This is a genomic window from Streptomyces sp. NBC_00483 (genome assembly GCF_036013745.1).
In the GTDB taxonomy this organism is placed as follows: domain Bacteria; phylum Actinomycetota; class Actinomycetes; order Streptomycetales; family Streptomycetaceae; genus Streptomyces.
In genome coordinates this window covers 2,564,950-2,589,084 of record NZ_CP107880.1, presented here as the reverse complement: position 1 = coordinate 2,589,084, position 24,135 = coordinate 2,564,950, and the positions used below count along the sequence as shown (strand labels likewise).

Genomic DNA, 24,135 nt, shown 5'->3' with positions numbered 1-24,135 from the left:
GGGGTTACGCGGTCGCGGCGGGGGAGTCGAGCCCGGCCAGGGCCGCGGTGGCCCGGTCGGCGATCTCCTCGGGCGATCCCGCGACATCGACGGCCACGCCCGCCTCGTCCGCCGCGAGCGGCTGGAGCGTGGCGAACTGCGAGTCGAGGAGCGAGGTGGGCATGAAGTGCCCCTCGCGATGCCCCATCCGGTCCTCGATCAGCTCGCGCGAGCCGGTGAGGTGGACGAAGACGGCGCCGGGGGCCTCGGCCCGCAGGCGGTCGCGGTAGCTGCGCTTGAGGGCGGAGCTGGAGACCACCCCGCCGAGTCCCGCGCGGCTGTGCGCCCAGCGGCCGATGGCGTCGAGCCAGGGCCAGCGGTCCTCGTCCGTCAGGGGGGTGCCGGCCGACATCTTGTCGATGTTGGCCTGGGGGTGGAAGTCGTCGCCCTCGGCGTAGGGAACGCCGAGTCGTTCGGCGAGCAGGGGACCGATCGTTGTCTTGCCGGTTCCTGCCACGCCCATGACCACGACGACGTGGGGGGTGCTCATCGGGTACTGCCTCGCTTCGCTGTCTTCGTCGACATCGCTGTGACACCACACTGAAACCCAATAGGTCTGATTAATTCAAGGGGGTGTGACGTATAAGTCAGACCATTGGACTCGGGGCTAGGGTATTCCCATGACCACAGAGGGCAGCCGGGGCCTCCATGCCCGTGTACTGGACAGCCTCGGTCCCGCGATCACTGCGGGCGAGTACCCCGCGGGCAGCGTGTTGCGTACGGATGAACTCGCGCAGCGCTTCGAGGTGTCCCGCTCGGTCATGCGGGAGGCGGTGCGCGTCCTGGAGTCGATGCACCTCGTGGCCTCGCGGCGCCGGGTCGGCGTGACGGTGCGGCCCGCCGAGGAGTGGAACGTCTACGACCCGCAGGTCATCCGCTGGCGCCTCGCGGGCGCCGACCGCCCCCGCCAGCTGCGTTCGTTGACGGTGCTCCGCTCGGCGGTCGAGCCGGTCGCCGCGGGTCTGGCCGCGCGGGCCGCGAGCGCGCAGCAGTGCGCGGCGCTGACCGAGTGCGCGCTCGGCATGGTGGCGACGTCACGGGGCCAGCAGCTGGAGGCGTACCTCGGCCACGACATCGAGTTCCACCGGATCGTCCTGAACGCGTCGGGCAACGAGATGTTCGCCCACCTGGGTGACCTGGTGGCGGAGGTCCTCGCGGGCCGCACCCACCACCAGGTCATGTTCGAGGACCCGGACCCGGCGGCGGTCAGCCTGCACGTCAAGGTCGCGGAGGCGGTACGGGAGGGGAACGCGCAGCGCGCGGAGGAACTCACGCGCGAGATCGCGGTGGGCGCGCTGCACGAGCTGGACATCCTGGCACCCTGAACTCCCGTATAGGGAACGGGAGTTACGCGTCGGGCCACACGTCGGGGCTACTCGATGAAGTCCCCGTCGACGTACACCCACGCCCCGTCCACCCGGGAGAACCGACTGCGCTCGTGCAGCTCTCCGCCCTTGTAGCGGGCGCGGAAGGTGACGGTGCCGTGCTGATGAAACGCGGACCCGTCAGCCGCCTCCAAGATCTCAAGCCCGGTCCACCGCGGCGCGTCACCGAAGTCGATACCCGGCGGCCGCGTGTCCGGGTGCCAGGTCCGCATCAGATACGCCCCGTCCTGCCGCACGAAGGCGGCATACCGGGACCGCATGAGCGCCTCGGCGGTGGGCGCCGCCGCGTCACCACGGTGGTAGCGACCGCAGCAGTTCTCGTAGGGGGAGGGGAGCCCGCAGGGACAGGTGGGGGTGTGACGTGACATCCCCTCATTCTGCCAATGGTTCAAGCCTCGGCAGCGATCGAATGGATCAAGCCTCGGCAGCGATCGAATGGATCAGGCCTCGGCGGCGATCGAGCAAATTAAGCCCCGCCGGCGATTGAGGCGCGGGGTCCGGGGCAGAGCCCCGAGTCGTCAACCACGGCTGGCCGAACCCCACCCGGACGTCACACCTGCTCCGCCCGAAACCCGGCCGGCGAAGCCCCCACGTGTTGCTGGAAGAACTTCGAAAAGTTCGCCGAGTCCGCAAACCCGACCGCAACCCCGATCCGCCCCACCGGCAACTCCGTATGCGCAAGCATCCGCTTGGCCTCCAGAATCACCCGCCGATCGATGAACGCCTTCGGGGTGAGCCCCGTCGCCGCCCGCACCGCACGGACCAGCGTCCGCCGCGAGTACCCCAACTCATCCGCGTACGCGGAGACGCTGTGGTTGGACGTGAACCCGTGCTCGACCGCCGTACGGAACCGCGAGAACGCAGAGGCCACAGCGTCCTGCTGCGGCTTCCCGTCCTCCGCCTCCGCCGCGGCCTGCGCCGACACATGCGCGACCCGCAGCATCAGGGCCGTCAGGGTGTGCCGCAGCACCGACGTGTGCAGGCTCAGCGGCAGCGTGACCGTGTCCAGGTACTCGCGCCGCAACTGCTCCAATGAGGCGTCCAGTGCGGCGAGTTGGTGCGGGTCGGGGTGCAGCAGCGGCGGCCGGTCGTAGCGGTAGAGCCCCGTCGCCTCGACGATCGCCCGCGGCAGAAAGCCCGGCTGCATGGTCAACGCCGTGCCGACATACGCGTCGTCCGCGGAGAACCCGTGCACCTGCCCCGGCCGGATCCACAGGATGTCCCCGGCCCCCACCTCGTACTCGGTGAAGTCGATCATGTGGCGGACGGGGCCCTCGCGGAAGAACAGCAGGACGTGGAAGTCGATGCGGTGCACGCGCCGCGACAGCCCGACGCCACCCGCCCATGGACCCTCGGAGCCCATCGGCCCGACCTGTATCCCGACGCCGGACAGGCTCGCGCTCGGGTCGAACGGATAGGTGCGGATGTGCGCCGCCGTTCCCAGATGTGCGCTCGTCTGTGAGGGGTCCTGCTCCGTCATCCACTTTCCTTGACTTCGACCGATGTGTGTGTCCCATTTTCACCGAACGCTGGCACGGGGGCACCTGTCGAGCGAAAAGTATGACCTTTACATTCGTAGGTGGTTCGACCTGGGACTTTGGTCCCGGTCGGGCGGTGCCTTTTGGTACCTCGGCAGGACAACGGATGTGAAGGAAGCTGGACAGATGAGCACGCAGACACCGGACGGACTCGACCCCTTCGAGAAGCCCTTCGAGTGGACCGAACGCGACCAGCGTGCCGTCGACACCGCGCGCCTCCTGGCGGCGGACTCGGTGCAGAAGGTCGGCAACGGACACCCCGGCACCGCCATGAGCCTGGCCCCGGCCGCGTACACCATCTTCCAGAAGGCCATGCGGCACGACCCGGCCGACCCGGAGTGGACCGGCCGCGACCGCTTCGTCCTGTCGCCCGGCCACACCAGCCTTACCCTCTACACCCAGCTCTTCCTCTCCGGTTACGAGCTGGAGCTCGACGACCTGAAGGCGTTCCGCACCCAGGGTTCGAAGACGCCGGGCCACCCCGAGTACGGCCACACCGCCGGTGTCGAGACCACGACCGGTCCGCTCGGCCAGGGTGTCGCCAACGCCGTGGGCATGGCGATGGCCGCCCGCTACGAGCGCGGCCTGTTCGACCCCGAGGCCGCCGAGGGCGCCTCCCCCTTCGACCACACCATCTGGGCGATCGTCTCCGACGGCGACCTGGAGGAGGGTGTCTCCGCCGAGGCCTCGTCCCTCGCGGGCCACCAGAAGCTCGGCAACCTCGTCTTCGTCTACGACGACAACCACATCTCCATCGAGGGCGACACCGCGACCGCCTTCTCCGAGGACGTCCTGAAGCGCTACGAGGCGTACGGCTGGCACGTGCAGCGCGTCACGCCCACCGCCGAGGGCGATGTCGACCCGAAGGCCCTGTACGAGGCGCTCGCCGCCGCCAAGGCCGTCACCGACAAGCCGTCCATCATCGCGATGCGCACGATCATCGCCTGGCCGGCCCCGACCGCGAAGAACACCGAGGCCTCGCACGGCTCCGCGCTCGGCGCCGAGGAGATCGCCGCCACCAAGCGCGTCCTCGGCTTCGACCCCGAGCAGTCCTTCATCGTCGAGGACGAGGTCATCGCCCACACCCGTGGCGCCCTCGACCGCGGCGCCGAGGCGCACGCCGCCTGGGACAAGCAGCTCGCCGAGTGGCGGAACACCAACCCCGAGCGCTCCGCGACCCTCGACCGCGTGCTTGCGGGCCGCCTCCCCGAGGGCTGGGAGGACGCCCTGCCGTCCTTCGAGACCGGCACGAAGGTCGCCACGCGCGCCGCGTCCGGCAAGGTCCTCCAGGCCCTCGGCCCGGTCGTCCCCGAGCTGTGGGGCGGCTCCGCCGACCTCGCCGGCTCCAACAACACGACGATCGACAAGACCAGCTCCTTCCTCCCGAAGGGCAACCCGCTGGCCGAGGCCGACCCGTACGGCCGCACCGTGCACTTCGGCATCCGCGAGTTCTCGATGGCCGCCGAGATGAACGGCATCGCGCTGCACGGCAACACCCGCATCTACGGCGGCACCTTCCTGGTGTTCTCCGACTACATGCGCAACGCCGTCCGCATGTCCGCCCTCATGCAGCTCCCGGTCACCTACGTCTGGACCCACGACTCCATCGGTCTCGGTGAGGACGGCCCGACCCACCAGCCCGTCGAGCACCTCGCCGCGCTGCGCGCCATCCCGGGCCTGAACGTGATCCGCCCGGCCGACGCCAACGAGACCGCCATCGCCTGGCGCGAGATCCTCAAGCGCGGCACCGAGAAGCCGGCCCCGCACGGCCTGGCGCTCTCCCGTCAGGGCCTGCCGACGTACGAGGCCAACGAGGACGCGGCCAAGGGCGGTTACGTCCTGGTCGAGGCCTCGAAGGGGACCCCGGACGTCGTCCTGATCGCCACCGGCTCCGAGGTCCAGCTCGCCGTCGCCGCCCGTGAGCAGCTGGAGGCCGAGGGCGTCGCCACCCGCGTCGTGTCGATGCCGTCCGTCGAGTGGTTCGAGGAGCAGGACGCCGAGTACCGCGCCGCCGTCCTGCCGCCGTCGGTGAAGGCCCGCGTGGCGGTCGAGGCCGGCATCGGTCTGACCTGGTACCGCTACGTCGGTGACGCCGGTCGCATCGTCTCCCTGGAGCACTTCGGCGCCTCCGCCGACGCGGGCACGCTCTTCGCCGAGTTCGGCTTCACCGCCGAGAACGTCGCCGACAAGGCCCGCGCCTCTTTGAAGGAAGCACGAGCTCTCGCCGCCGCCCGCGCCTGACCCTCACACACTGAGAAACACCACCCCGTACGCCCGAAAGAAGATGAAGCAGAACATGAGCAACGCCGTCGCACCCCTCAAGTCGCTGTCCGACGAAGGCGTTTCCATCTGGCTGGACGACCTGTCCCGCACCCGCATCGAGTCCGGCAACCTCGCAGAGCTCATCGCGACCCAGCACGTCGTGGGCGTCACCACGAACCCCTCGATCTTCCAGGCCGCCATCGGCAAGGGCGAGGGCTACGAGGAGCAGCTCGCCGACCTGGCCGTCCGCAAGGTCACCGTCGACGAGGCCGTCCGCATGATGACCACGCAGGACGTGCGCGCCGCCGCCGACATCCTGCGCCCGGTGTACGACGCCACGCAGGGCCGTGACGGCCGCGTCTCCATCGAGGTCGACCCGCGCCTGGCCCACAACACCGAGGCCACCATCGCCGAGGCCAAGCAGCTCGCCTGGCTCGTCGACCGCCCCAACGTGATGATCAAGATCCCGGCGACCCTCGCGGGCCTCCCGGCCATCACCGAGGTCATCGGCCTCGGCATCTCGGTCAACGTCACGCTGATCTTCTCCCTCGACCGCTACCAGGCCGTCATGGACGCCTACCTGGCCGGCCTGGAGAAGGCCCACGAGCGCGGCATCGACCTCGCCACGATCCACTCGGTCGCCTCCTTCTTCGTCTCCCGCGTCGACGCCGAGATCGACAAGCGCCTCGACAAGATCGGCACGGACGAGTCCGCTTCGGCGAAGGGCAAGGCTGCCCTCGCCAACGCGCGTCTCGCCTACGAGGCGTTCGAGCAGGCCTTCGGTACCGAGCGCGCCACCAAGCTGGAGGCCGCGGGCGCCAACAAGCAGCGCCCGCTGTGGGCCTCCACCGGCGTCAAGGACCCCGCGTACAAGGACACCCTGTACGTCGACGAGCTGGTCGCGCCCGGCACCGTCAACACCATGCCCGAGGGCACCCTGAAGGCGACCGCCGACCACGGCGAGATCACCGGTGACACCATCACCGGCCGCTACGAGCAGGCCCGCGTCGAGCTGGCCGCCGTCGACGCGCTCGGCATCTCCCTCGACGAGGTCACCCAGCAGCTCGAGGACGAGGCCGTCGCCAAGTTCGAGATCGCCTGGAACGACCTGCTCTCCACCGTCTCCTCCCGCCTGACGGAGGCTGAGTCCAAGTGAGCTCCACCGCTTGGCAGAACCCGCTGAGGGACCCCCGCGACCGCCGTCTGCCGCGCGTCGCGGGCCCCTCCGGGCTCGTCATCTTCGGCGTCACGGGCGACCTGTCCCGCAAGAAGCTGATGCCGGCCGTCTACGACCTCGCCAACCGCGGCCTGCTGCCGCCGGGCTTCTCGCTCCTCGGCTTCGCCCGCCGCGAGTGGGAGGACCAGGACTTCGCGCAGGTCGTCCACGACTCGGTCAAGGAGCACGCCCGCACCCCCTTCCGCGAGGAGGTCTGGCAGCAGCTCGCCGACGGCATGCGCTTCATCCCCGGCGACTTCGACGACGACACCGCGTTCAAGCAGCTGCGCGAGTCCGTCGACGAGCTCGACGAGAAGCGCGGCACCAGCGGCAACTACGCGTTCTACCTCTCCGTACCGCCGAAGTTCTTCCCCAAGGTCGTGCAGCAGCTCAAGAAGCACGGCCTCGCGGACGCGCCCGAGGGATCCTGGCGGCGCGCCGTCATCGAGAAGCCGTTCGGCCACGACATGGAGTCGGCACGCGACCTGAACGCGATCGTGCACGACGTGTTCTCGCCCGAGCAGGTCTTCCGCATCGACCACTACCTCGGCAAGGAGACCGTCCAGAACATCCTGGCGCTCCGCTTCGCCAACCAGATGTACGAGCCCATCTGGAACCGGTCGTACGTGGACCACGTGCAGATCACGATGGCCGAGGACATCGGCATCGGCGGCCGCGCCGGCTACTACGACGGCATCGGCGCCGCCCGCGACGTCATCCAGAACCACCTGCTCCAGTTGCTCGCCCTCACGGCGATGGAGGAGCCGGCCGCGTTCGACGCCGAGTCGCTGGTCAACGAGAAGCTCAAGGTCCTCAAGTCCGTACGGCTCCCCGACGACCTGGAGAAGTCCACGGTCCGCGCGCAGTACGCGGCCGGCTGGCAGGGCGGCGAGAAGGTCCCCGGCTACCTCCAGGAAGACGGCATCGACCGGGCGTCGAAGACCGACACCTACGCGGCCGTGAAGCTGGGCATCGACAACCGCCGCTGGGCGGGCGTCCCGTTCTACCTGCGCACCGGCAAGCGCCTCGGCCGCCGCGTCACCGAGATCGCCGTCGTCTTCCAGCGCGCCCCGCACTCCCCGTTCGACCACACCGCCACCGAGGAACTCGGCCAGAACGCGATCGTCATCCGCGTTCAGCCGGACGAGGGCATGACGGTGCGCTTCGGATCCAAGGTGCCGGGTACGTCGATGGAGATCCGCGACGTGTCCATGGACTTCGCTTACGGCGAGTCGTTCACCGAGTCCAGCCCGGAAGCGTACGAGCGGCTGATCCTGGACGTGTTGCTGGGCGACGCCAACCTCTTCCCGCGCACGGAAGAGGTCGAGGAGTCCTGGCGCATCCTCGACCCCATCGAGGAGAACTGGGACAAGGTCGGCAGGCCCGCCCAGTACGCCTCGGGCAGCTGGGGCCCGAAGGAAGCGGACGAGATGCTCGCACGAGACGGACGGAGCTGGCGCAGGCCATGAGGATCGACCTGACCGACACCACGGCAAGCAAGGTCAACAAGGCGCTCGTCGAAGGGCGCCGCGCCATCGGGACCCCCGCCGTGGGCATGGTCCTGACGATGGTCATCGTCACGGACGAGGAGAACGCGTACGACGCGACGAAGGCCGCCCAGGAGGCGTCCCGCGAGCACCCCTCGCGCACCCTCGTCGTCATCCGGCGCACCAAGCGCCTGGCCCGCGAACGCCACGGCAACCGGCTCGACGCCGAGGTCCGCCTCGGCTCCGAGGCCGGCACCGGCGAGACCGTGGTGCTGCGCCTGTACGGCGAGGTCGGCAAGCACGCCGACTCCGTCGTCCTGCCGCTGCTGCTGCCCGACGCCCCGGTCGTCGTGTGGTGGCCCGTGGACGCGCCGGAGAACCCCGCCAAGGACCCGCTGGGCGCGCTCGCCCAGCGCCGGATCACCGACGCGTACGCCGTCGAGGACCCGGTCGCCGCGCTCGCCCAGCGCTCGAAGTCCTACGCGCCCGGCGACACCGACCTGGCCTGGACCCGGCTCACCCCGTGGCGCTCCATGCTGGCCGCCGCGCTCGACCAGGCCCGCGCCGAGATCGTCTCCGCGGCCGTCGAGTCCGAGGCCGACAACCCCAGCGCCGAACTGCTCGCGCGCTGGCTCGGCGCCCGGCTCGGCGTCAAGGTCGAGCGGGTCACCACGGACGGCCCCGTCGTCACCGCGGTCCGCCTCGGCACGCCGGCCGGCGAGATCCGCATCGACCGCCCCGAGGGCCCGCTCGCCAAGCTGACCCTTCCCGGCCAGCCCGAGCGCACCCTGGCCCTCAAGGTCCGCTCCACCGCCGAGCTGATCGCGGAGGAGCTCCGCCGCCTCGACGCCGACGAGATGTACGCCGTGGCCCTGCAGGCAGCCGCCCACGGCAAAGTCACCAAGGAGTCCGTTCAACATGCCTGACACCGCCCCCTTCCTCACCCGCCGCCCGCAGTGGACGGCCCTTGAGGACCACCGCGCGAAGTTCAACGGCACGCACCTGCGCGACCTGTTCGCGAAGGACGCGGCCCGTGCCGAGCGCTACACGCTCGACGTCGGTGACCTGCACATCGACTACTCCAAGCACCTGATCACGGACGAGACCCTCGCCCTGCTCCAGGAACTGGCCACCGCCACCGACGTGTTCGGGCAGCGCGACGCCATGTTCCGCGGCGAGAAGATCAACACGACCGAGGACCGCGCCGTGCTGCACACGGCCCTGCGCGCCCCGGCCGACGCCGTGGTCGAGGTCGACGGCGAGAACGTCGTGCCGAAGGTGCACGAGGTCCTCGGCCAGATGGCCGCCTTCGCGGACAAGATCCGTTCGGGCGAGTGGACCGGCCACACCGGCAAGGCGATCAAGAACGTCGTCAACGTCGGCATCGGCGGCTCGGACCTCGGCCCGGCCATGGCGTACGAGGCGCTGCGCCCGTTCACCGCCCGCGACCTGACGTTCCGCTTCGTGTCGAACGTCGACGGCGCCGACCTGCACGAGGCCGTCCGCGACCTCGACCCGGCCGAGACGCTGTTCATCATCGCGTCCAAGACCTTCACGACGATCGAGACGATCACCAACGCGAAGGCGGCGCGCTCCTGGCTGCTGGCGGCGCTGGGTGACGACGCGGCGGTCGCGAAGCACTTCGTCGCCCTGTCGACGAACGCCGAGAAGGTCTCCGAGTTCGGCATCGACACGGCCAACATGTTCGCGTTCTGGGACTGGGTCGGCGGCCGCTACTCCTTCGACTCGGCCATCGGCCTCTCGCTGATGATCGCGATCGGCCCGGACGCCTTCCGCGAGCTGCTCGACGGCTTCCGCCTGGTCGACGACCACTTCCGCACGGCCCCGGCCGAGGCGAACGCGCCGCTGCTGCTCGGCCTCCTCGGCGTCTGGTACGGCAACTTCCACAGCGCCCAGTCGCACGCGGTGCTGCCGTACTCGCACTACCTCTCCAAGTTCACCGCGTACCTCCAGCAGCTCGACATGGAGTCCAACGGCAAGTCCGTGGACCGCCAGGGCCGCGGCGTGGAGTGGCAGACGGGCCCGGTCGTCTGGGGCACCCCCGGCACCAACGGGCAGCACGCCTACTACCAGCTCATCCACCAGGGCACGAAGCTGATCCCGGCGGACCTCATCGGCTTCGCGAAGCCGGTCGACGAGCTGTCCGACACCCTCGCGGACCAGCACGACCTGCTGATGGCCAACCTGTTCGCGCAGGGCCAGGCCCTCGCCTTCGGCAAGACCGCCGAGGAGGTGCGCGCCGAGGGCGTCGCCGAGGAGCAGGTCGCCCACCGCACGTTCAAGGGCAACCACCCGACGACGACGATCCTCGCGCGCGAGCTGACCCCGTCGGTCCTCGGCCAGCTCATCGCCCTCTACGAGCAGAAGGTCTTCGTCCAGGGCGCCATCTGGAACATCGACTCCTTCGACCAGTGGGGCGTCGAGCTCGGCAAGGTCCTCGCCAAGCGAGTGGAGCCCGCCCTCACCGAGGGCGCGGAGGTTCCCGGCCTCGACGCCTCGACGCAGTCCCTGGTCGGCACGTACCGCGCGCTGCGCGGCCGCAAGTAGCCCGCAACCAGCCTCAAACAGCCTCAACTAGCACTGAAGGTAAGTGAACTGACATGCAGCTCGGTCTCATCGGTCTCGGCAAGATGGGCGGCAACATGCGCGAGCGCATCCGCCGCGCCGGCCACACCGTCATCGGCTACGACCGCAACCCCGAGGTCTCCGACGTCGCCTCCCTCCAGGAGCTCGTCGAGAAGCTCGAGGGCCCGCGCGTGGTCTGGGTGATGGTTCCGGCCGGCGCTGCCACCCAGTCGACCGTCGACGAGCTCGGCGGCCTGCTCTCCGAGGGCGACATCGTCGTCGACGGCGGCAACTCCCGCTGGACCGACGACGAGAAGCACGCCGAGGAGCTCGCCGCCAAGGGCATCGGCTTCGTCGACGCCGGTGTCTCCGGTGGTGTGTGGGGCCTGGAGAACGGCTACGCGCTCATGGTCGGCGGCTCCGAGGAGAACGTCGCCAAGGTCAAGCCGGTCTTCGACGCCCTCAAGCCCGAGGGTGACTTCGGCTACGTCCACGCGGGCAAGGTCGGCGCGGGCCACTTCTCCAAGATGGTCCACAACGGCATCGAGTACGCCATGATGCAGGCCTACGCCGAGGGCTGGGAGCTCCTGGAGAAGGTCGACTCCGTGGACAACGTCCGCGAGGTCTTCCGCTCCTGGCAGGAGGGCACGGTCATCCGTTCCTGGCTGCTCGACCTCGCGGTCAACGCGCTGGACGAGGACACGCACCTCGACAAGCTGCGCGGCTTCGCCGCCGACTCCGGCGAGGGCCGCTGGACCGTCGAGGCGGCCATCGACAACTCCGTGCCGCTGCCGGCGATCACCGCGTCGCTCTTCGCGCGCTTCACCTCCCGCCAGGAGGACTCGCCGCAGATGAAGATGATCGCGGCGCTGCGCAACCAGTTCGGCGGCCACGCCGTCGAGTCCAAGTAGGCGCCACACACGAAGCCCGCCGGACCTCGCGGTCCGGCGGGCTTTTTGGTGCGTCTACCGGCCGGCGTTGCGCCAGACCTTCGCGTCCAGGGTGACGTTCTTGCCCTCCGTCTTGCCCCGGAGCGTCAGCAGCCCGACGTCCCCCGAGCCGGCGTCCAGGCACAGGCGCTGCCCCACCGGCAGGTCGTAGACCCAGTAGGAGTCCTTGGCCGCATGCGCGTTGCGGCACGCTTCGCGGGTGCCCGGCTGCCCGGCGGGGAGCAGCGCGAGCGAACTCCCCGAGGTGGTGCCGGGCGCCAGCACCGCGCCGTTGCTGTAGACGGCGTAGGTCAGATCCTCGGTCGACTGCCCGTCGTCCGGCTTGGCCCGCACCGGATCGTCCGCGAGATACAGGTCCTGGCTGTCCGTCATCACGATGCCGTTGTACGTCGACGGGAGCGGGGGCGCCGAGGTCGGGGGCCCGCTCGTGGGATCCGTCGGGGGAGCGGACGTGGGGTCCGCGGCCGAGCCCGAAGGGGCGGGCGCCGCACCCGACTTGGACGCTTTCGGCGACTTCGAGGCGCTCGGGGAGGCGGACTTCGACGCGGACGCCGACTTCGACGCGGAGCGCGTCGCCTCGGGGTGGCCGGAGGCCGCAGGACCTGCCGCTCCGTCGGCCTGCCGGCCACCGGGCACGAAATACAGCGTGGCGGCCGCGCCGCACGCGACCAGCACGACCCCGGCGGCCGCCATCAGCCAGGCACGGGAGCGCCTGCGTCGGGGCTCCGTACTCACGGCGGCGGTCTCGGCGCCCAGAGGTGCGACGGGAGAGGGGCTGTCGGGGGCCGTCGCCGGATGGCCCTGCTGCCCCTGCCCGGCGGTCGGTTCCTGGGAAAACGCGACGGGCGGCCCGAACACACCGGCGGGGGCGGCGCTCCCGGGCGTCTCGTCGGGACCCGTGGCACCGCGCGGCGGCGTCGCATGACCCGTCGGCTCCGCCCCGGTCACCCGGGCCCCCTCGGCACGCGCCGCGATCCCCTCGGCGAGCTCACCCGGAAGCCAGGCGTCCGTCGCGGGCCCGGGACCACCGGGCAACGACTCACGGATCACCTGGACCGTCTCGATGACCTCCCGCACCGTCGGCCGGTCATCGGCCGGCTTGCTGAGGCAGCGGGATATCAACTCCCGCAGGGGGTCCGGGACCTTGGACAGATCCGGCTCCTCGTGCACGACCCGGTACAGCACCGCGTGCGGATCGCCCTCCCCGTACGCGGTGCTCCCGGTGGCGGCGAACACCGCGGTCTGGCCGAGCGCGAACACATCGGCCGAGCCGCTCGCGGAGCCGCCGAGCACCTGCTCCGGAGCCATGTACGCGACCGTGCCCACGGCCGACCCGCTGCGCGTCACGGACGTCGCGTCCGCCGCCCGCGCCACACCGAAGTCGATGACGCGGGGCCCGTCGGAGGCCAGCAGCACGTTCGACGGCTTCAGGTCGCGGTGCACGATCCCCGCGTCGTGCACCGCCTGGAGCGCCTCCGCGATCCCGGCCGTCATCCGCAGCACCGTGTCCACCGGCAGCGGCCCGTGCTCGCGCACCGCCTCCGCGAGCGAGGGCCCGGGCACGTACGCGGTCGCGCACCACGGCACCGGGCTCTCCGTGTCACTGTCGACGACCGGCGCCGTGTAGAGCCCGTGCACCTTGCTCGCCGCGGCGACCTCGGTACGGAATCTGCGGCGGAACTCGGGGTCCTCGGCCAGCTCGGGTCTGATCACCTTGACCGCGACGGCCCGGCCGCCCGGCGTGTGCGACAGATAGACGCGGCCCATGCCACCGGAGCCGAGCCCCGCGACCAGGCGGTATCCGCCGGCCGTCCGCGGATCCTTGTCGTCCAGCGGACGGAAACCGCCGTTGCCGGGCTCCCTGTTCGCCCACACGTCCCGCTGCACCCCCAGGTTGCGTCGAAGGTCCATTGCATCACGTGACGCAACGCACCCCTCCGTCGGTGCCGGGCAACGCAAAAGACCCCAGAATCATCTGGGGTCTTTCTCTGTGTCCGAGGGGGGACTTGAACCCCCACGCCCGATAAAGGGCACTAGCACCTCAAGCTAGCGCGTCTGCCATTCCGCCACCCGGACAAGGTGTCTGCCGCCTGTGTGCGGGGCGTTTCCCGCGGCGACACAGAGAACATTACCAGGGATTCGGAGTGCCTCGATCAGCCCCCCGGCCCGGTGCCCCCGCCTGTGAACGGCACGTGACGAGAGGCGCCCGGCCTTGGGTCCGGGGGCCGGGGGAGAGAGGATGAGAGGTATCCACGGCAAGAGAGGAACCAGCGTGAGCGAGCCGAGCACGGGCAGGGCGGTCTCCGGACAGGACGAGGTCGTCGACCTCTGCCGCGAACTGATCCAGATCGACACCAGTAACTACGGCGACCACTCGGGCCCGGGCGAGCGCAAGGCCGCCGAGTGGACGGCGGAGAAGCTCGCCGAGGTCGGCCTCGAGCCGAAGATCTTCGAGTCCCACCCCGGCCGCGCCTCCACGGTCGCCCGGATCGAGGGCGAGGACCCGTCGCGGCCCGCCCTCCTCATCCACGGCCACACCGACGTCGTCCCGGCGAACGCGGCGGACTGGACCCACCACCCGTTCTCCGGCGAGATCGCCGACGGCTGTGTCTGGGGCCGCGGCGCCGTCGACATGAAGGACATGGACGCGATGACCCTCGCGGTCGTCCGCGACCGGCTGCGCACCGGCCGCAAGCCCCCGCGCGACATCGTCCTCGCCTTCCTCGCCGACGAGGAGGCCGGCGGCGTCTTCGGCGCCCGCCACCTGGTGCGCAACCACCCGGACCTCTTCGAGGGCGTCACCGAGGCGATCAGCGAGGTCGGCGGCTTCTCCTTCACGGTGAACGAGCAGCGCAGGCTCTACCTCGTCCAGACCGCAGAGAAGGGCATGCACTGGATGAAGCTGTCCGTGGCCGGCACCGCCGGACACGGCTCCATGATCCACCGGGACAACGCGATCACCGAGCTGTCCGAGGCCGTCGCGCGCCTCGGCCGCCACAAGTTCCCGGTCCGCGTCACCAAGACGCTCCGGCACTTCCTCGACGAGCTCGGCGACGCCCTCGGCACCGAGCTCGACCCGGAGGACATGGAGGAGACCATCGCCAAGCTCGGCGGCATCGCCAAGCTGATCGGCGCCACGCTCTCCAACACCGCGAACCCCACGCAGCTGAACGCCGGTTACAAGGTGAACGTGATCCCCGGCGAGGCCACCGCCAACGTCGACGGCCGCTTCCTGCCCGGCCACGAGGACGAGTTCCTCGCCGACCTCGACCGGATCCTCGGCCCGAAGGTCAAGCGTTCGGACGTGCACGCGGACAAGGCCGTCGAGACCACGTTCGATGGGGCGCTCGTCGAGGCCATGAAGACCTCGATCGAGGCGGAGGACCCGATCGGCAAGGCCATCCCGTACATGCTCTCCGGCGGCACCGACGCCAAGTCCTTCGTGGAGCTCGGCATCCGCAACTTCGGCTTCGCGCCGCTGCAGCTGCCGCCCGAGCTGGACTTCGCCGGCATGTTCCACGGCGTCGACGAGCGGGTGCCGGTGGACGGCCTCAAGTTCGGTGTGCGGGTCCTGGACCGCTTCATCGACGCGTCCTGACGTCAACCCGGCACAAGGTCGGAAATCGTTCGCGCGTGCGTAATGGACCGGAAAGAGTGAAAGGCTCCGTACGCTCGTAGCCCCATCAGTTCTTCCTCGTTACAGGGAGTGCAGTCCGCGGCTGGGACTGCATTGCCAACTAGGAGGAATAATGCTCAAGAAGGTCATCGCCGCTGCGGCTGCCACTGGTGGTCTGGTTCTCGCGGGTGCGGGCATGGCCGTCGCCGACTCCGGCGCTCAGGGTGCTGCCACGCAGTCCCCCGGCGTCGTTTCGGGCAACGTCATCCAGGTCCCGGTCCACGTGCCGGTGAACGTGTGCGGCAACACGGTCTCTGTGATCGGGCTGCTGAACCCTGCCTTCGGTAACACCTGCGCCAACGACTGACACGTTGTTGTGCCTCACCCCTTGAGGGTTTGAGCCCACGGCCCCGGAGTGCGAGCCATGCACTCCGGGGCCGACGGGTTGGACACGGTTCCAGGGCAAGACTTAATAAGGCAAGGCAGGGAAACCTATGCGACAGGTCATGCGGAAGGGCCTGATCACCGTGGCGGCCGCGTCCGGCGTACTCGCCGTCACCGGCGGCTACGCGCACGCGGACTCGAGTGCGAACGGAAGCTCGTCGGACTCGCCGGGCGTCCTGTCCGGCAACTCCGTCGAGGCGCCCGTGGACGTCCCGGTGAACGTCTGCGGCAACACGATCAACGTCGTCGGACTGCTCAACCCGGCGTCGGGCAACGACTGCGGCGGCTCGGGCGGCGGCGACAAGGCCGGCGACCAGTCCTCGGACGGCGGCGCGCAGACCGGAGGGAACACCAGCGACTCGCCCGGTGTCGGCTCCGGCAACCACGTGTCGGTCCCGATTCACGTGCCGGTGAACGGGTGCGGGAACTCCATCGGCGCCGGCTCGGTCGGCAACGGGACGACCGGCAACGGCTGCTCCGACGACGGCGGGGGCGGCGGCACCACCACGCCCCCGGTGGACTCGAACACCCCGCCCTCGCGCGCCGGGGACCCGCAAGGCTCCTCGGAGCACTCGGGCGGGGGCAACGTTCCGGGCACGCAGACCGTCGACATGCCCAAGGGCGAGTCCCAGCTCGGGCAGACGGGCAGCCCGAGGGCGGCGACCGGCGAGCTCGCGGAGACCGGCAGCTCGGTGCCGATCGGCGCGGTCATCCCGCTCGCCGGCGGCGCGCTGCTCGCGGGCGCGCTGCTCTACCGGCGGGCGAACGCGGCGGCGTGACATCAGGCACTACGAAAACGGAGCGGGCCCCGCACGGACGGGGCCCGCTCCGTTTTCGATTCCTGCCCGAGGGGCTCGGCCTGCCCTCAGGTCACCATGTGGCCCGCACCTGGCGGATGATCCGTCGGCGCAGGCGCACGCGGCGACTGCCGTCGCGGCGCAGGCTCAATCGGTCCAACTCCCAGTGTCCGTACTCTGCATGGTCCGTCAGCAGACGTGTCGCGTCCTTGCGGGAGACCCCGCGCGGTACGTACACGTCGACGAATTCGTATTCCGGCATCGCATCTATTGTGCGGGCAGCGGCCCGGTACGGATAGCGTCTGCACTATGTCTGATGCTGCGCAGCCCACCGCTGCCGAGGTACGCGCCGCCGCCGAGGCGGTCAAGGCTGCGCTCGACGTCCACTTGGCGGCGGTCGAGCGCCGGTCGGGAGAAGACGATCCGGCCGTCTACGAAGCGTTCAACGAACTCGCCGCCGCGGCCGAGGAGTACGACGAGCTCCTCTACGACCGCTACGACGAGGTCACCCCCTTCGAGATCCCCGGCAGCGAGGACTCGCTGCCGCCGTACGCGGGACCGGAGGAGCCGAACGCGCTGAGCGTGCTGATCCGACGCGACTACGCCGTGGTCGAGCCGCAGCGTCTCCTCGCCCAGGCCGGGCGGGTCGCCGACCTGGAGGCGGAGCCGGACGCGGAGGCGGCGAACGGGGCGGGCAGCAGTGTGCACGCCGCGCTCGGCGTCCTCTTCGGCGAGTTCGAGCCCGACGAAATCGCCTCCCGGCACAAGGAGTTCGGCCTGGAGGAGGGCGACTCCACGCTCTGGGTCACGGCGTCGGACGACTCCACGGATCCCGGTGAGTGGCTGGAGGCCCCCTTCGAGCAGGTCGACCCGCAGCGGGTCGTGTGCCGCTTCGATGTGAGCGCGGTCTTCGACGACGACGAGTTCGACCCCGACGAGCCCTCCGGGCCGGACGCGCCGTTGGAGGACCCGGACCGCTGACATCCGCCGGAGCGGTGCCCCACGCCACGGGGCTCCGCCCCGGACCCCGCGCCTCAAACGCCGGCGGGGCTGGAAGGATCGGGGCTCTGCCCCGGACCCCGCGAGCTCTCGTCCGAAGAGCGGGCTGGATTCGCGGGGCTTGATTTACGGCTGCGGTACCTGGGCAGCGACCAAGCCTCGCAGTCGTGTGGTGCGTGGCTTGGCTGCGATCTCCGATACGGCTCGCGGGAGGGCCGTGTCCGCGCCGTGGACCACCGAGAGGTGCCGCTCGCCGCGACCGAAGGCCGTGTAGACCCAGGGGCGACTGAGCGCCTGCGTGGCATCGCCGGGCAGTACGACCACGGCCGCGGGCCACCGGACCCCGACGGCCTGATGTCCGGTCACGGCCCACCCGTGCCGCACGGCCCCCTGCTCCACCTGCTCCTTCGGTACGAGGACGGGGGCGCCGTCGCACTCGAGCCGCAGGCCCTCCGCGTCGGCCCCGACGACCACGCCGGACCGGATCCGCCCGCGCCCGGTCACGTACACCGCCCGGTCACCGGGGTCGAAGCCCCCGAACCGCCCGGGCCCCGGGTTGAGCCGCTCCTTCAGCGCCACGTTCAACGCCCGCGTCCCCGCGGCGCCCCCGTGCCCCGGCGTGATCACCTGCGTCTGCTCGGCCGGCACTCCGATCGCCCGCGGCACCGAGTCCGCGACGAGCTGCACGGTGCGGTGGATCGCCTCGGCCGGGTCCCGCACCGGAACGATCACCACCTCCTTGCCGGGCGCCTCCACCTGGTTCAGCTCACCGATGCCGATACCGGAGACCAGCTCGCCGATCGGTCCGAAGTCCGGCGTGCGGGAGGCGATGCGCGGGCAGATCTCCGCCGCGGCGACGTCCGCGAAGACCCGGCCCGGGCCCGCCGACCACAGCGTCCCCGGGTCTCCGCTGAGCACCAGGCACGTCCCGTCGGCAAGCAGTTCCACGAGCATCGCGGCGTCGCCCACGTCCAACTGCGGCGCGTCCAGGACGACCAGGACGTCGAGGGCGAACGCCCCGTCCTGGTCGAGCCCGGGGCCCTCCGCCTGCGCGAGCAGGCCCGCGACGGTCGCGGTGGCCGTCTCGGGCGCGTCCGGGCCGAGGAGCTCGGCGGCCCGGCGGCGGCCGTCCGCACCGTGCGCGGCGACGCACACCCGCAGGCCCAGCTTGCCCGCGGCGGCCGCCGCGGCGATCGGCTCGGCACGGGCCGCCTCGCCGCCGGTGTGCAGGACGAGGCGGTGCGCGGCGATCGCCCGGATCAGCTCGGCCGTCGTGCCGCGCTCGACCGCGGCGGCCTCCTCCAGTCCTGCGGTGGCCGAACCCTCGTCCTTGGGCGCGGAGTTGAGCAGTCGGGCCAGCCCGTCGGCGAGGCTCTCCTCGGCGAGCGCGTACCGCTCAAGACCGACCAGGACGCGTACCGGCCGCTCCGCCTCTTCCTCCTCGCCGTCCTCCTCGGCGGCGGGCGCGGGGATCGGCGCCTCCTCCAGGGGGTCGTGGAAGATCAGCGCGTCGCCTTCCGCGACGGCGCTCTGCACGGCCTCCTCCGCATCGGGAACCCCTTGCTTGCCGAGCGCCTCGGCGAGCACCGACAGGTCGAGGGCCGTGTGCCCGGCGTTCGCGGCCTGCTCGAGCAGCCATACGGTGACGGCGCGGCCCCGCCGCTCGTCGTCGGGCCCGCACTCCGCGCCGAGCAGCGCCCGCGCGAACCCGTCGGCCTGCTCGGGGCGCACCCCGCTCACCCGCAGCAACTGCCAAGGATCCGCGCGCAGTTCGTCGCCCGCGCCCTCGCCCAGGGCCGCGGCGGCCGCGCCGGCCAGCGATTCGGGAGCCCCGCCCTCGGCGAGTACGGCCCGCACCGAGTCGACGGCTTCCGGGTCGGCGCCCGTATGAACTGTGGCCTGCGGCCTGCGCACGGGTTCGGCGGGGGCGGCGGCCGGGGCGTCCTGCCGCGGCTCGGGCTCGGGCCGCGCGAGCACGGGGGCGGCGGCCGGCTTCTCCCCGCTCTCCACCGCGCGCACGGCGGCCAGCAGGTCGGCGGCGGTCCCGCTCAGCTTCGTCCCGGCGTCGATCGGCCCTTCCTTGGCGGCCTTCCGCTCCGCGATCCGCTCCCGGAACTCCCGCTGCGCCGCCAACTCGGCCTCGGCCTCGGACACCTCGGCGCCCTTCGCGGCACCATCCTTCGAAGAGGCTTCGGCGTCGTCCGCGTCGTCCGCGTCGTCCGCGTCGTCCTCGGCCTCCGCGTCGACCTCGTCCGGCGTCGCCCCCGCGTCGGCGGCCTCCGCCCCTTCGGCGCTGTCCTCCGCGCCGTCGGCCCGGCCCGCCAAGTCCTCGGCGTCGTCGGCCCCGGCCGCCGCGGCTTCGGGTTCGCGGTCCTCCGCGCCATCCGTCCCGGCCGCCGCCTCGGCGTCGGCGGTTCCGGCCTCGGAGGCGGCAGCCCCGGCCCCGGCGCCGTCCGCCGACACCGGCTCCGCCTCCGCGCTCGCGGCGGCAGCCGGATCCGTGTCGGGGCGGGCCCCTGACTCGTTCTCCGCGGCAGCGGACTCCGTACTCACAACGTGCTCCAGTCCTGATCGGGATAGCGGTGCACGGGCGCCGACACATCGTCGAGCGCCTGGCAGATCTCGTCAGGAAGACTAAGGGCCTCCACTGACAATGCCTCCGTGAGCTGCTGCGCGTTGCGCGCGCCGACGATCGGCGCGGCCACTCCCGGCCGGTCCCTGACCCACGCGAGGGCCACCTGCAGCGGCGTCACGGCGAGCCCGTCCGCCGCCGTCGCGACCGCGGCCACGATGTGCCCTGCCGCCTCGTCGAGATACGGCTCGACGAACGGCGCCATGTGGTCCGAGCCGCCCCGCGAGTCGGTCGGGGTGCCGGAGCGGTACTTGCCGGTCAGCACCCCGCGGCCCAGCGGCGACGAGGGCAGCAGGCCCATACCGAGGTCCAGCGCCGCCGGCAGCACCTCGCGCTCCACGCCCCGCTGCAGCAGCGAGTACTCCATCTGCGTACTGGCGAGACGCGTGCGCGTGCCGGGCGCGGCGAGCTGCCACGTACCGGCCTTGGCCAGCTGCCAGCCGCAGAAGTTCGAGACGCCCGCGTAGCGCGCACGCCCGCTGCTGACCGCGATGTCGAGGGCCTGGAGCGTCTCCTCGAGCGGGGTCCCGGGGTCGTACGCGTGCACCTGCCACAGGTCGACGTACTCCGTGCCGAGCCGGGCGAGCGAGGCGTCGAGCGCGGAGAGCAGGTGCCCGCGCGAGCCGTCGAAGCGCCGGTCGGGATCGGGCACGCTGCCCGCCTTCGTGGAGATGACCAGATCTCGCCGCGGCACCAGGCCCTCGATGAGCCTGCCGAGCAGATACTCCGACTCCCCGTCCCCGTACACGTCGGCCGTGTCGACGAGCGTGCCGCCCGCTTCCCAGAAGGCCTTCATCAGGTCGGCGGCGTCGTGCTCGTCGGTGTCCCGGCCCCACAGGAGGGTGCCGAGTCCGATCCGGGACACACGCAGGCCGGTGCGGCCGAGATGCCTCTGCTCCATGGGCGCTGAGGTTACTGGCCGAAGGTCAGGAACGGGGCCCCTGTGGATATCTGTCGCCGGGGTCGCCGGGTTAGGGTGCCGGGCGAGGCACCTTACCCATGGGTAATTCACTGGAACCGGCAAGGCGTTAAGGGGATGTGGTCAATGAAGCTCGGCATCAACCTCGGCTATTGGGGCGCGGGGATGGACGCGGACAACCTGGCCGTCGCGAAGGAGGCCGACCAGCTCGGTTACTCGGTGTGCTGGGCCGCCGAGGCCTACGGTTCCGACGCCGCCACGGTCCTCGCGTACGTCGCCGCACAGACGGAGCGGATCGACGTCGGCTCGGCGATCTTCCAGATCCCGGCCCGCCAGCCCACGATGACGGCGATGACGGCCGCGACCCTCGACTCGCTGTCCGGGGGCCGCTTCCGGCTCGGCCTCGGTGTCTCCGGTCCGCAGGTTTCCGAGGGCTGGTACGGGGTCAAGTTCGACAAGCCGCTGGCGCGCACCCGCGAGTACGTCGAGATCATCCGCAAGGCCATGAGCCGCGAGCGGGTCTCCCACGACGGTGCGCACTGGACGCTCCCGCTGCCGGACGGGCCCGGCAAGCCGCTGAAGCTGATCGTGCACCCCGAGCGCGAGCAGATTCCGCTCTACATCGCCGCGATCGGCCCGAAGAACCTGGAGCAGACCGGCGAGATCGCCGACGGCGCCCTGCTGATCTTCCCGGCTGCCGAGCACCTGGAGGAGACCGCGCTCCAGCACATCCGGGCGGGCCGCGAGAAGGCCGGCAAGACCATGGAGGGCTTCGACGTCTGTCCGACGGTTCCGCTTGCGCTTGGCGAGGACAAGGACGTGAGCACGCTCGCCGACATGTTCCGGCCGTACACCGCGCTCTACGTGGGCGGCATGGGAAGCCGTAAGCAGAACTTCTACAACCAGCTCGCGCAGCGCATGGGGTACGAGAAGGAGGCCGCCGAGATCCAGGACAAGTACCTGGCCGGCGACAAGGAGGGCGCGGCCGCGGCGATCCCGCAGCAGCTCATCGACTCCACCACGCTGCTCGGCTCCGTGGACCGGATCGCCGACCGGATGCGGGCCTACGCCGAGGCCGGTGTCACCACGCTGACCATCAACCCGGCCGGGCTCACGCTCGCCGACCGCCTGGCCTCGCTGCGCGCGGGTATCGAGGCGATGGAGCGCGCCGGGCTGGCGTAAGGATCCAGGAAAGTTCTTCTGCGGCCGTGGTGGGGGCTCGGGGGGTCTTCCCCGCCACGGCCGACGCCTTGCACAACGCGCCACGAGGGGCCTGGTTACGGCTCGTCCCGCGCCCCGTGTCCTCCGTTCGGACGAGTTGACCCGCATATCTGTTGCCCTGCCTCATGTCCCGCATTTGACTCGGACTTTGCAGTACTGCGGAGTCGGGTGCGGCGAGGTGGAGGTTGCGGATGCTGTCGGCCAAGAGTCTGTTCCAGGAGATCATCGACAACGACGAGTCGTTCCGGCTGTTCTGCTCCATCGCGGCGAGCGGTGAGTCCCAGGGCGGCTGGGAGAACGGGCGGATCGCCGCGCTGGTCCCCGAGAGCGAGCGCGGCCTCGCCCCCAAGATCGCGCGGCACGGTGCGGACGAGGACAAGCACGGGCGGATTTTCAACGCCCTCATGAAGAAGCGCGGTCTGGAGCCGGCGCCCGTCCCCGCCGAGGCCGACTACACGATGCTTCTGGAGAAGCACGGGATCGGGCTCGCGCACGACCAGCTGCGGCGCGACGAGCGGCTCTCCGTGCAGAACATCGTGACGTACCTGGCGCACAGCCGCGTCACCGAGCAGCGGGCCTCCGAGCAGATGGTGATGCTCCGCAAGCACTTCGCCGACGACCCCGACCTCGGCCGCGCCGTCAAGATGATCTCCAACGACGAGGACAACCATCTCGCGTACTGCCACGAGGAGTTGCTGCGTTTCGCGTACGCGGGTCACGGCCGTACCATCCAGCGCATCCTGCGCGAGTGCGCCATGGCGGAGATCGCCGTCTACCGGGACGTCAGCCTCGCCGTCATGGACCACATGGGTCGCGTCCTGGGCTGGCCGAAGCCGAAGGCCGCTGCGCTTGCTGCGGGGATCCACGGCGTGTACGCGTACGAGCGCCTGGGCGGCTGGCGGCGGATGGTGTCGTTGCGGATGCCGGAGCGGCGGGATGCGTTGGGCGGTTCCGCGGCCACGGCGGCCGAGTTCGCCTGAGCCCGAGCCGCTTCAGAGCCACCCGCGGCGCTTGAACGTGCGGAACAGCAGGAGTTCCAGGCCGGCCATCAGTGCGATCACCGCCGGGTACGCCCACACCCAGTGCAGTTCCGGCATGTGGTCGAAGTTCATGCCGTAGACGCCCGCGATCATCGTGGGCACCGCGGCCATCGCCGCCCACGCGGAGATCTTCCGCATGTCGTCGTTCTGCCGCACGCTCATCTGCGCCAGGTGCGCGGACAGGATGTCCGACACGAGGCGGTCCAGGCCGTCCACGGACTCGTTGACCCGCGTCAGGTGGTCGTTCACGTCGCGGAAGAACGGCCGCGCCTCCTCGTGCACGAACGGCACGGCGGCGAGGCCCCACGGTCCGACCCCGGCGAGCCGGTCCAGCGGCACCGTCAACGGCCCGGTCGCGCGCCGGAATTCGAGGATCTGGCGCTTGAACGTGTAGATCCGCTCGGCGGTGTCACGGGTGCCGCCGCCCTGCGGGGAGAAGACCTCCGTCTCCAGCTCCTCCAGGTCGGTCTGCAGCTCGGCCGCGACCTCCAGGTAGTGGTCCACCGTGGCGTCCGCGACCGAGTACAGGACCGCCGTCGGCCCCTGCTTGAGGAACTCCGGCTCGGCCTCAAGACGCTGTCGTACGGCCTTCAGGGGCGCGCCCTCGCCGTGCCGCACGGTCACCACGAACGAGTCGCCCAGGAACAGCATCAGCTCGCCCGAGGACACCTTGTCGCTCTTCGGCTCGTACACGACCGGCTTGAGGACCACGAACAGGGAGTCGTCGTAGATCTCCAGCTTGGGCCGCTGGTGCGCCTTCAGGGCGTCCTCCACGGCCAGCGGGTGGAGGCCGAACTCCTGGCTGACCCGGTCGAACTCGTCCTCGGTCGCCTCGTGCAGCCCGATCCACACGAACGCGTCGCCCGTCGAGCGCGCCTCGTCGAGGGCGTCGGAGAAGTCGGCGGGCCGCTCCGTGCGACGCCCGTCCCGGTAGATGGCGCAGTCGACGATCACGAAGTGAATTCTTCCCAGTACCCGGCACTGCCGCACGTCGTCGTATGCCT

The 24,135-nt window shown here is 70.9% G+C and carries 21 protein-coding genes and 1 tRNA gene; 13 read left to right on the top strand and 9 right to left on the bottom strand.

The genetic code is table 11. The annotated features are described in order from the left end of the window. Positions 1-4: 4 nt before the first annotated feature. Positions 5-529: a gluconokinase gene (locus tag OHA73_RS11315; protein WP_266721393.1), complete on the bottom strand. Its 525-nt coding sequence runs from the start codon at positions 527-529 to the stop codon at positions 5-7. Between the two features lie 130 nt (positions 530-659). On the opposite strand from OHA73_RS11315, the gene OHA73_RS11310 reads away from it, so the two are divergent. Further along, positions 660-1,364, top strand: coding sequence for a FadR/GntR family transcriptional regulator (locus tag OHA73_RS11310; protein WP_327654967.1), 705 nt, complete (start codon positions 660-662; stop codon positions 1,362-1,364). A gap of 47 nt (positions 1,365-1,411) precedes the next feature. On the opposite strand, the gene OHA73_RS11305 is transcribed toward OHA73_RS11310, so the two are convergent. Together OHA73_RS11305 and OHA73_RS11300 are read right to left on the bottom strand one after the other, a co-directional pair. Next, complete coding sequence (locus tag OHA73_RS11305) at positions 1,412-1,792, bottom strand: YchJ family protein (RefSeq protein ID WP_327654966.1); 381 nt, start codon at positions 1,790-1,792, stop codon at positions 1,412-1,414. A gap of 182 nt (positions 1,793-1,974) precedes the next feature. Beyond that, positions 1,975-2,904, bottom strand: coding sequence for a helix-turn-helix domain-containing protein (locus OHA73_RS11300; RefSeq protein WP_266721399.1), 930 nt, complete (start codon positions 2,902-2,904; stop codon positions 1,975-1,977). Positions 2,905-3,088: 184 nt separating this feature from the next. On the opposite strand from OHA73_RS11300, the gene tkt reads away from it, so the two are divergent. The 6 genes from tkt to gnd are packed head-to-tail and all read left to right on the top strand — an operon-like array spanning position 3,089 to position 11,424. After that, complete coding sequence (gene tkt / locus OHA73_RS11295; RefSeq protein WP_266721401.1) at positions 3,089-5,203, top strand: transketolase; 2,115 nt, start codon at positions 3,089-3,091, stop codon at positions 5,201-5,203. Between the two features lie 55 nt (positions 5,204-5,258). Next, on the top strand, positions 5,259-6,380 hold the full coding sequence (tal, locus tag OHA73_RS11290) for a transaldolase (RefSeq protein WP_327654965.1): 1,122 nt from the start codon (positions 5,259-5,261) through the stop codon (positions 6,378-6,380). After that, a complete protein-coding gene (gene zwf, locus OHA73_RS11285) occupies positions 6,377-7,909 on the top strand; it encodes a glucose-6-phosphate dehydrogenase (RefSeq protein WP_266721403.1) in 1,533 nt (510 codons plus the stop codon). Before tal ends, zwf begins: the two co-directional genes overlap by 4 nt. Beyond that, positions 7,906-8,853, top strand: a complete 948-nt coding sequence (gene opcA / locus OHA73_RS11280; RefSeq protein WP_266721405.1) for a glucose-6-phosphate dehydrogenase assembly protein OpcA — start codon at positions 7,906-7,908, stop codon at positions 8,851-8,853. The genes zwf and opcA overlap by 4 nt, the downstream gene beginning before the upstream one ends. Continuing rightward, complete coding sequence (gene pgi / locus OHA73_RS11275; RefSeq protein ID WP_266721407.1) at positions 8,846-10,495, top strand: glucose-6-phosphate isomerase; 1,650 nt, start codon at positions 8,846-8,848, stop codon at positions 10,493-10,495. Before opcA ends, pgi begins: the two co-directional genes overlap by 8 nt. Positions 10,496-10,548: 53 nt before the next feature. Beyond that, positions 10,549-11,424 carry a phosphogluconate dehydrogenase (NAD(+)-dependent, decarboxylating) gene (gene gnd / locus OHA73_RS11270; RefSeq protein ID WP_327654964.1) on the top strand — a complete coding sequence of 292 codons (876 nt, stop codon included), beginning with the start codon at positions 10,549-10,551 and terminating at the stop codon, positions 11,422-11,424. A gap of 54 nt (positions 11,425-11,478) precedes the next feature. Here gnd and OHA73_RS11265 read toward each other — a convergent pair whose 3' ends face one another. Further along, positions 11,479-13,374: a serine/threonine protein kinase gene (locus tag OHA73_RS11265; protein ID WP_327654963.1), complete on the bottom strand. Its 1,896-nt coding sequence runs from the start codon at positions 13,372-13,374 to the stop codon at positions 11,479-11,481. An 80-nt stretch (positions 13,375-13,454) separates the two neighbouring features. Next, positions 13,455-13,539 (bottom strand) — tRNA-Leu (locus tag OHA73_RS11260). Between the two features lie 196 nt (positions 13,540-13,735). On the opposite strand from OHA73_RS11260, the gene OHA73_RS11255 reads away from it, so the two are divergent. The 3 genes from OHA73_RS11255 to OHA73_RS11245 all read left to right on the top strand — a co-directional run bounded on the left by OHA73_RS11255 (position 13,736) and on the right by OHA73_RS11245 (position 16,302). Continuing rightward, positions 13,736-15,061, top strand: a complete 1,326-nt coding sequence (locus OHA73_RS11255) for a M20/M25/M40 family metallo-hydrolase (protein ID WP_266721412.1) — start codon at positions 13,736-13,738, stop codon at positions 15,059-15,061. A gap of 151 nt (positions 15,062-15,212) precedes the next feature. After that, entirely contained in the window at positions 15,213-15,446 is a 234-nt protein-coding gene (gene chpH / locus OHA73_RS11250; RefSeq protein WP_266721413.1) for a chaplin ChpH, read from the top strand. Between the two features lie 127 nt (positions 15,447-15,573). Continuing rightward, positions 15,574-16,302 (top strand): chaplin, encoded by a 729-nt coding sequence (locus OHA73_RS11245; protein ID WP_323187278.1) that lies wholly within the window; start codon positions 15,574-15,576, stop codon positions 16,300-16,302. Positions 16,303-16,393: 91 nt separating this feature from the next. Here OHA73_RS11245 and OHA73_RS11240 read toward each other — a convergent pair whose 3' ends face one another. Then, positions 16,394-16,582, bottom strand: coding sequence for a DUF5703 family protein (locus OHA73_RS11240; RefSeq protein WP_111666225.1), 189 nt, complete (start codon positions 16,580-16,582; stop codon positions 16,394-16,396). Between the two features lie 47 nt (positions 16,583-16,629). On the opposite strand from OHA73_RS11240, the gene OHA73_RS11235 reads away from it, so the two are divergent. Continuing rightward, complete coding sequence (locus OHA73_RS11235) at positions 16,630-17,301, top strand: hypothetical protein (protein ID WP_327654962.1); 672 nt, start codon at positions 16,630-16,632, stop codon at positions 17,299-17,301. 144 nt (positions 17,302-17,445) lie between these two features. On the opposite strand, the gene OHA73_RS11230 is transcribed toward OHA73_RS11235, so the two are convergent. Together OHA73_RS11230 and OHA73_RS11225 are read right to left on the bottom strand one after the other, a co-directional pair. After that, positions 17,446-19,872: a helix-hairpin-helix domain-containing protein gene (locus OHA73_RS11230; RefSeq protein ID WP_327654961.1), complete on the bottom strand. Its 2,427-nt coding sequence runs from the start codon at positions 19,870-19,872 to the stop codon at positions 17,446-17,448. Continuing rightward, the gene (locus OHA73_RS11225) at positions 19,869-20,852 is read right to left on the bottom strand and encodes an aldo/keto reductase (RefSeq protein WP_267071025.1); all 984 of its coding nucleotides are present in this window, start codon (positions 20,850-20,852) and stop codon (positions 19,869-19,871) included. The genes OHA73_RS11230 and OHA73_RS11225 overlap by 4 nt, the downstream gene beginning before the upstream one ends. Positions 20,853-20,996: 144 nt before the next feature. Between OHA73_RS11225 and OHA73_RS11220 the strand changes: the two genes are divergently transcribed. Further along, on the top strand, positions 20,997-22,052 hold the full coding sequence (locus tag OHA73_RS11220; RefSeq protein WP_327654960.1) for an LLM class F420-dependent oxidoreductase: 1,056 nt from the start codon (positions 20,997-20,999) through the stop codon (positions 22,050-22,052). Between the two features lie 230 nt (positions 22,053-22,282). Next, complete coding sequence (locus OHA73_RS11215; protein ID WP_327654959.1) at positions 22,283-23,071, top strand: ferritin-like domain-containing protein; 789 nt, start codon at positions 22,283-22,285, stop codon at positions 23,069-23,071. A gap of 12 nt (positions 23,072-23,083) precedes the next feature. On the opposite strand, the gene corA is transcribed toward OHA73_RS11215, so the two are convergent. Then, positions 23,084-24,085 carry a magnesium/cobalt transporter CorA gene (corA, locus tag OHA73_RS11210; protein WP_267071027.1) on the bottom strand — a complete coding sequence of 334 codons (1,002 nt, stop codon included), beginning with the start codon at positions 24,083-24,085 and terminating at the stop codon, positions 23,084-23,086. Positions 24,086-24,135 lie beyond the last annotated feature (50 nt).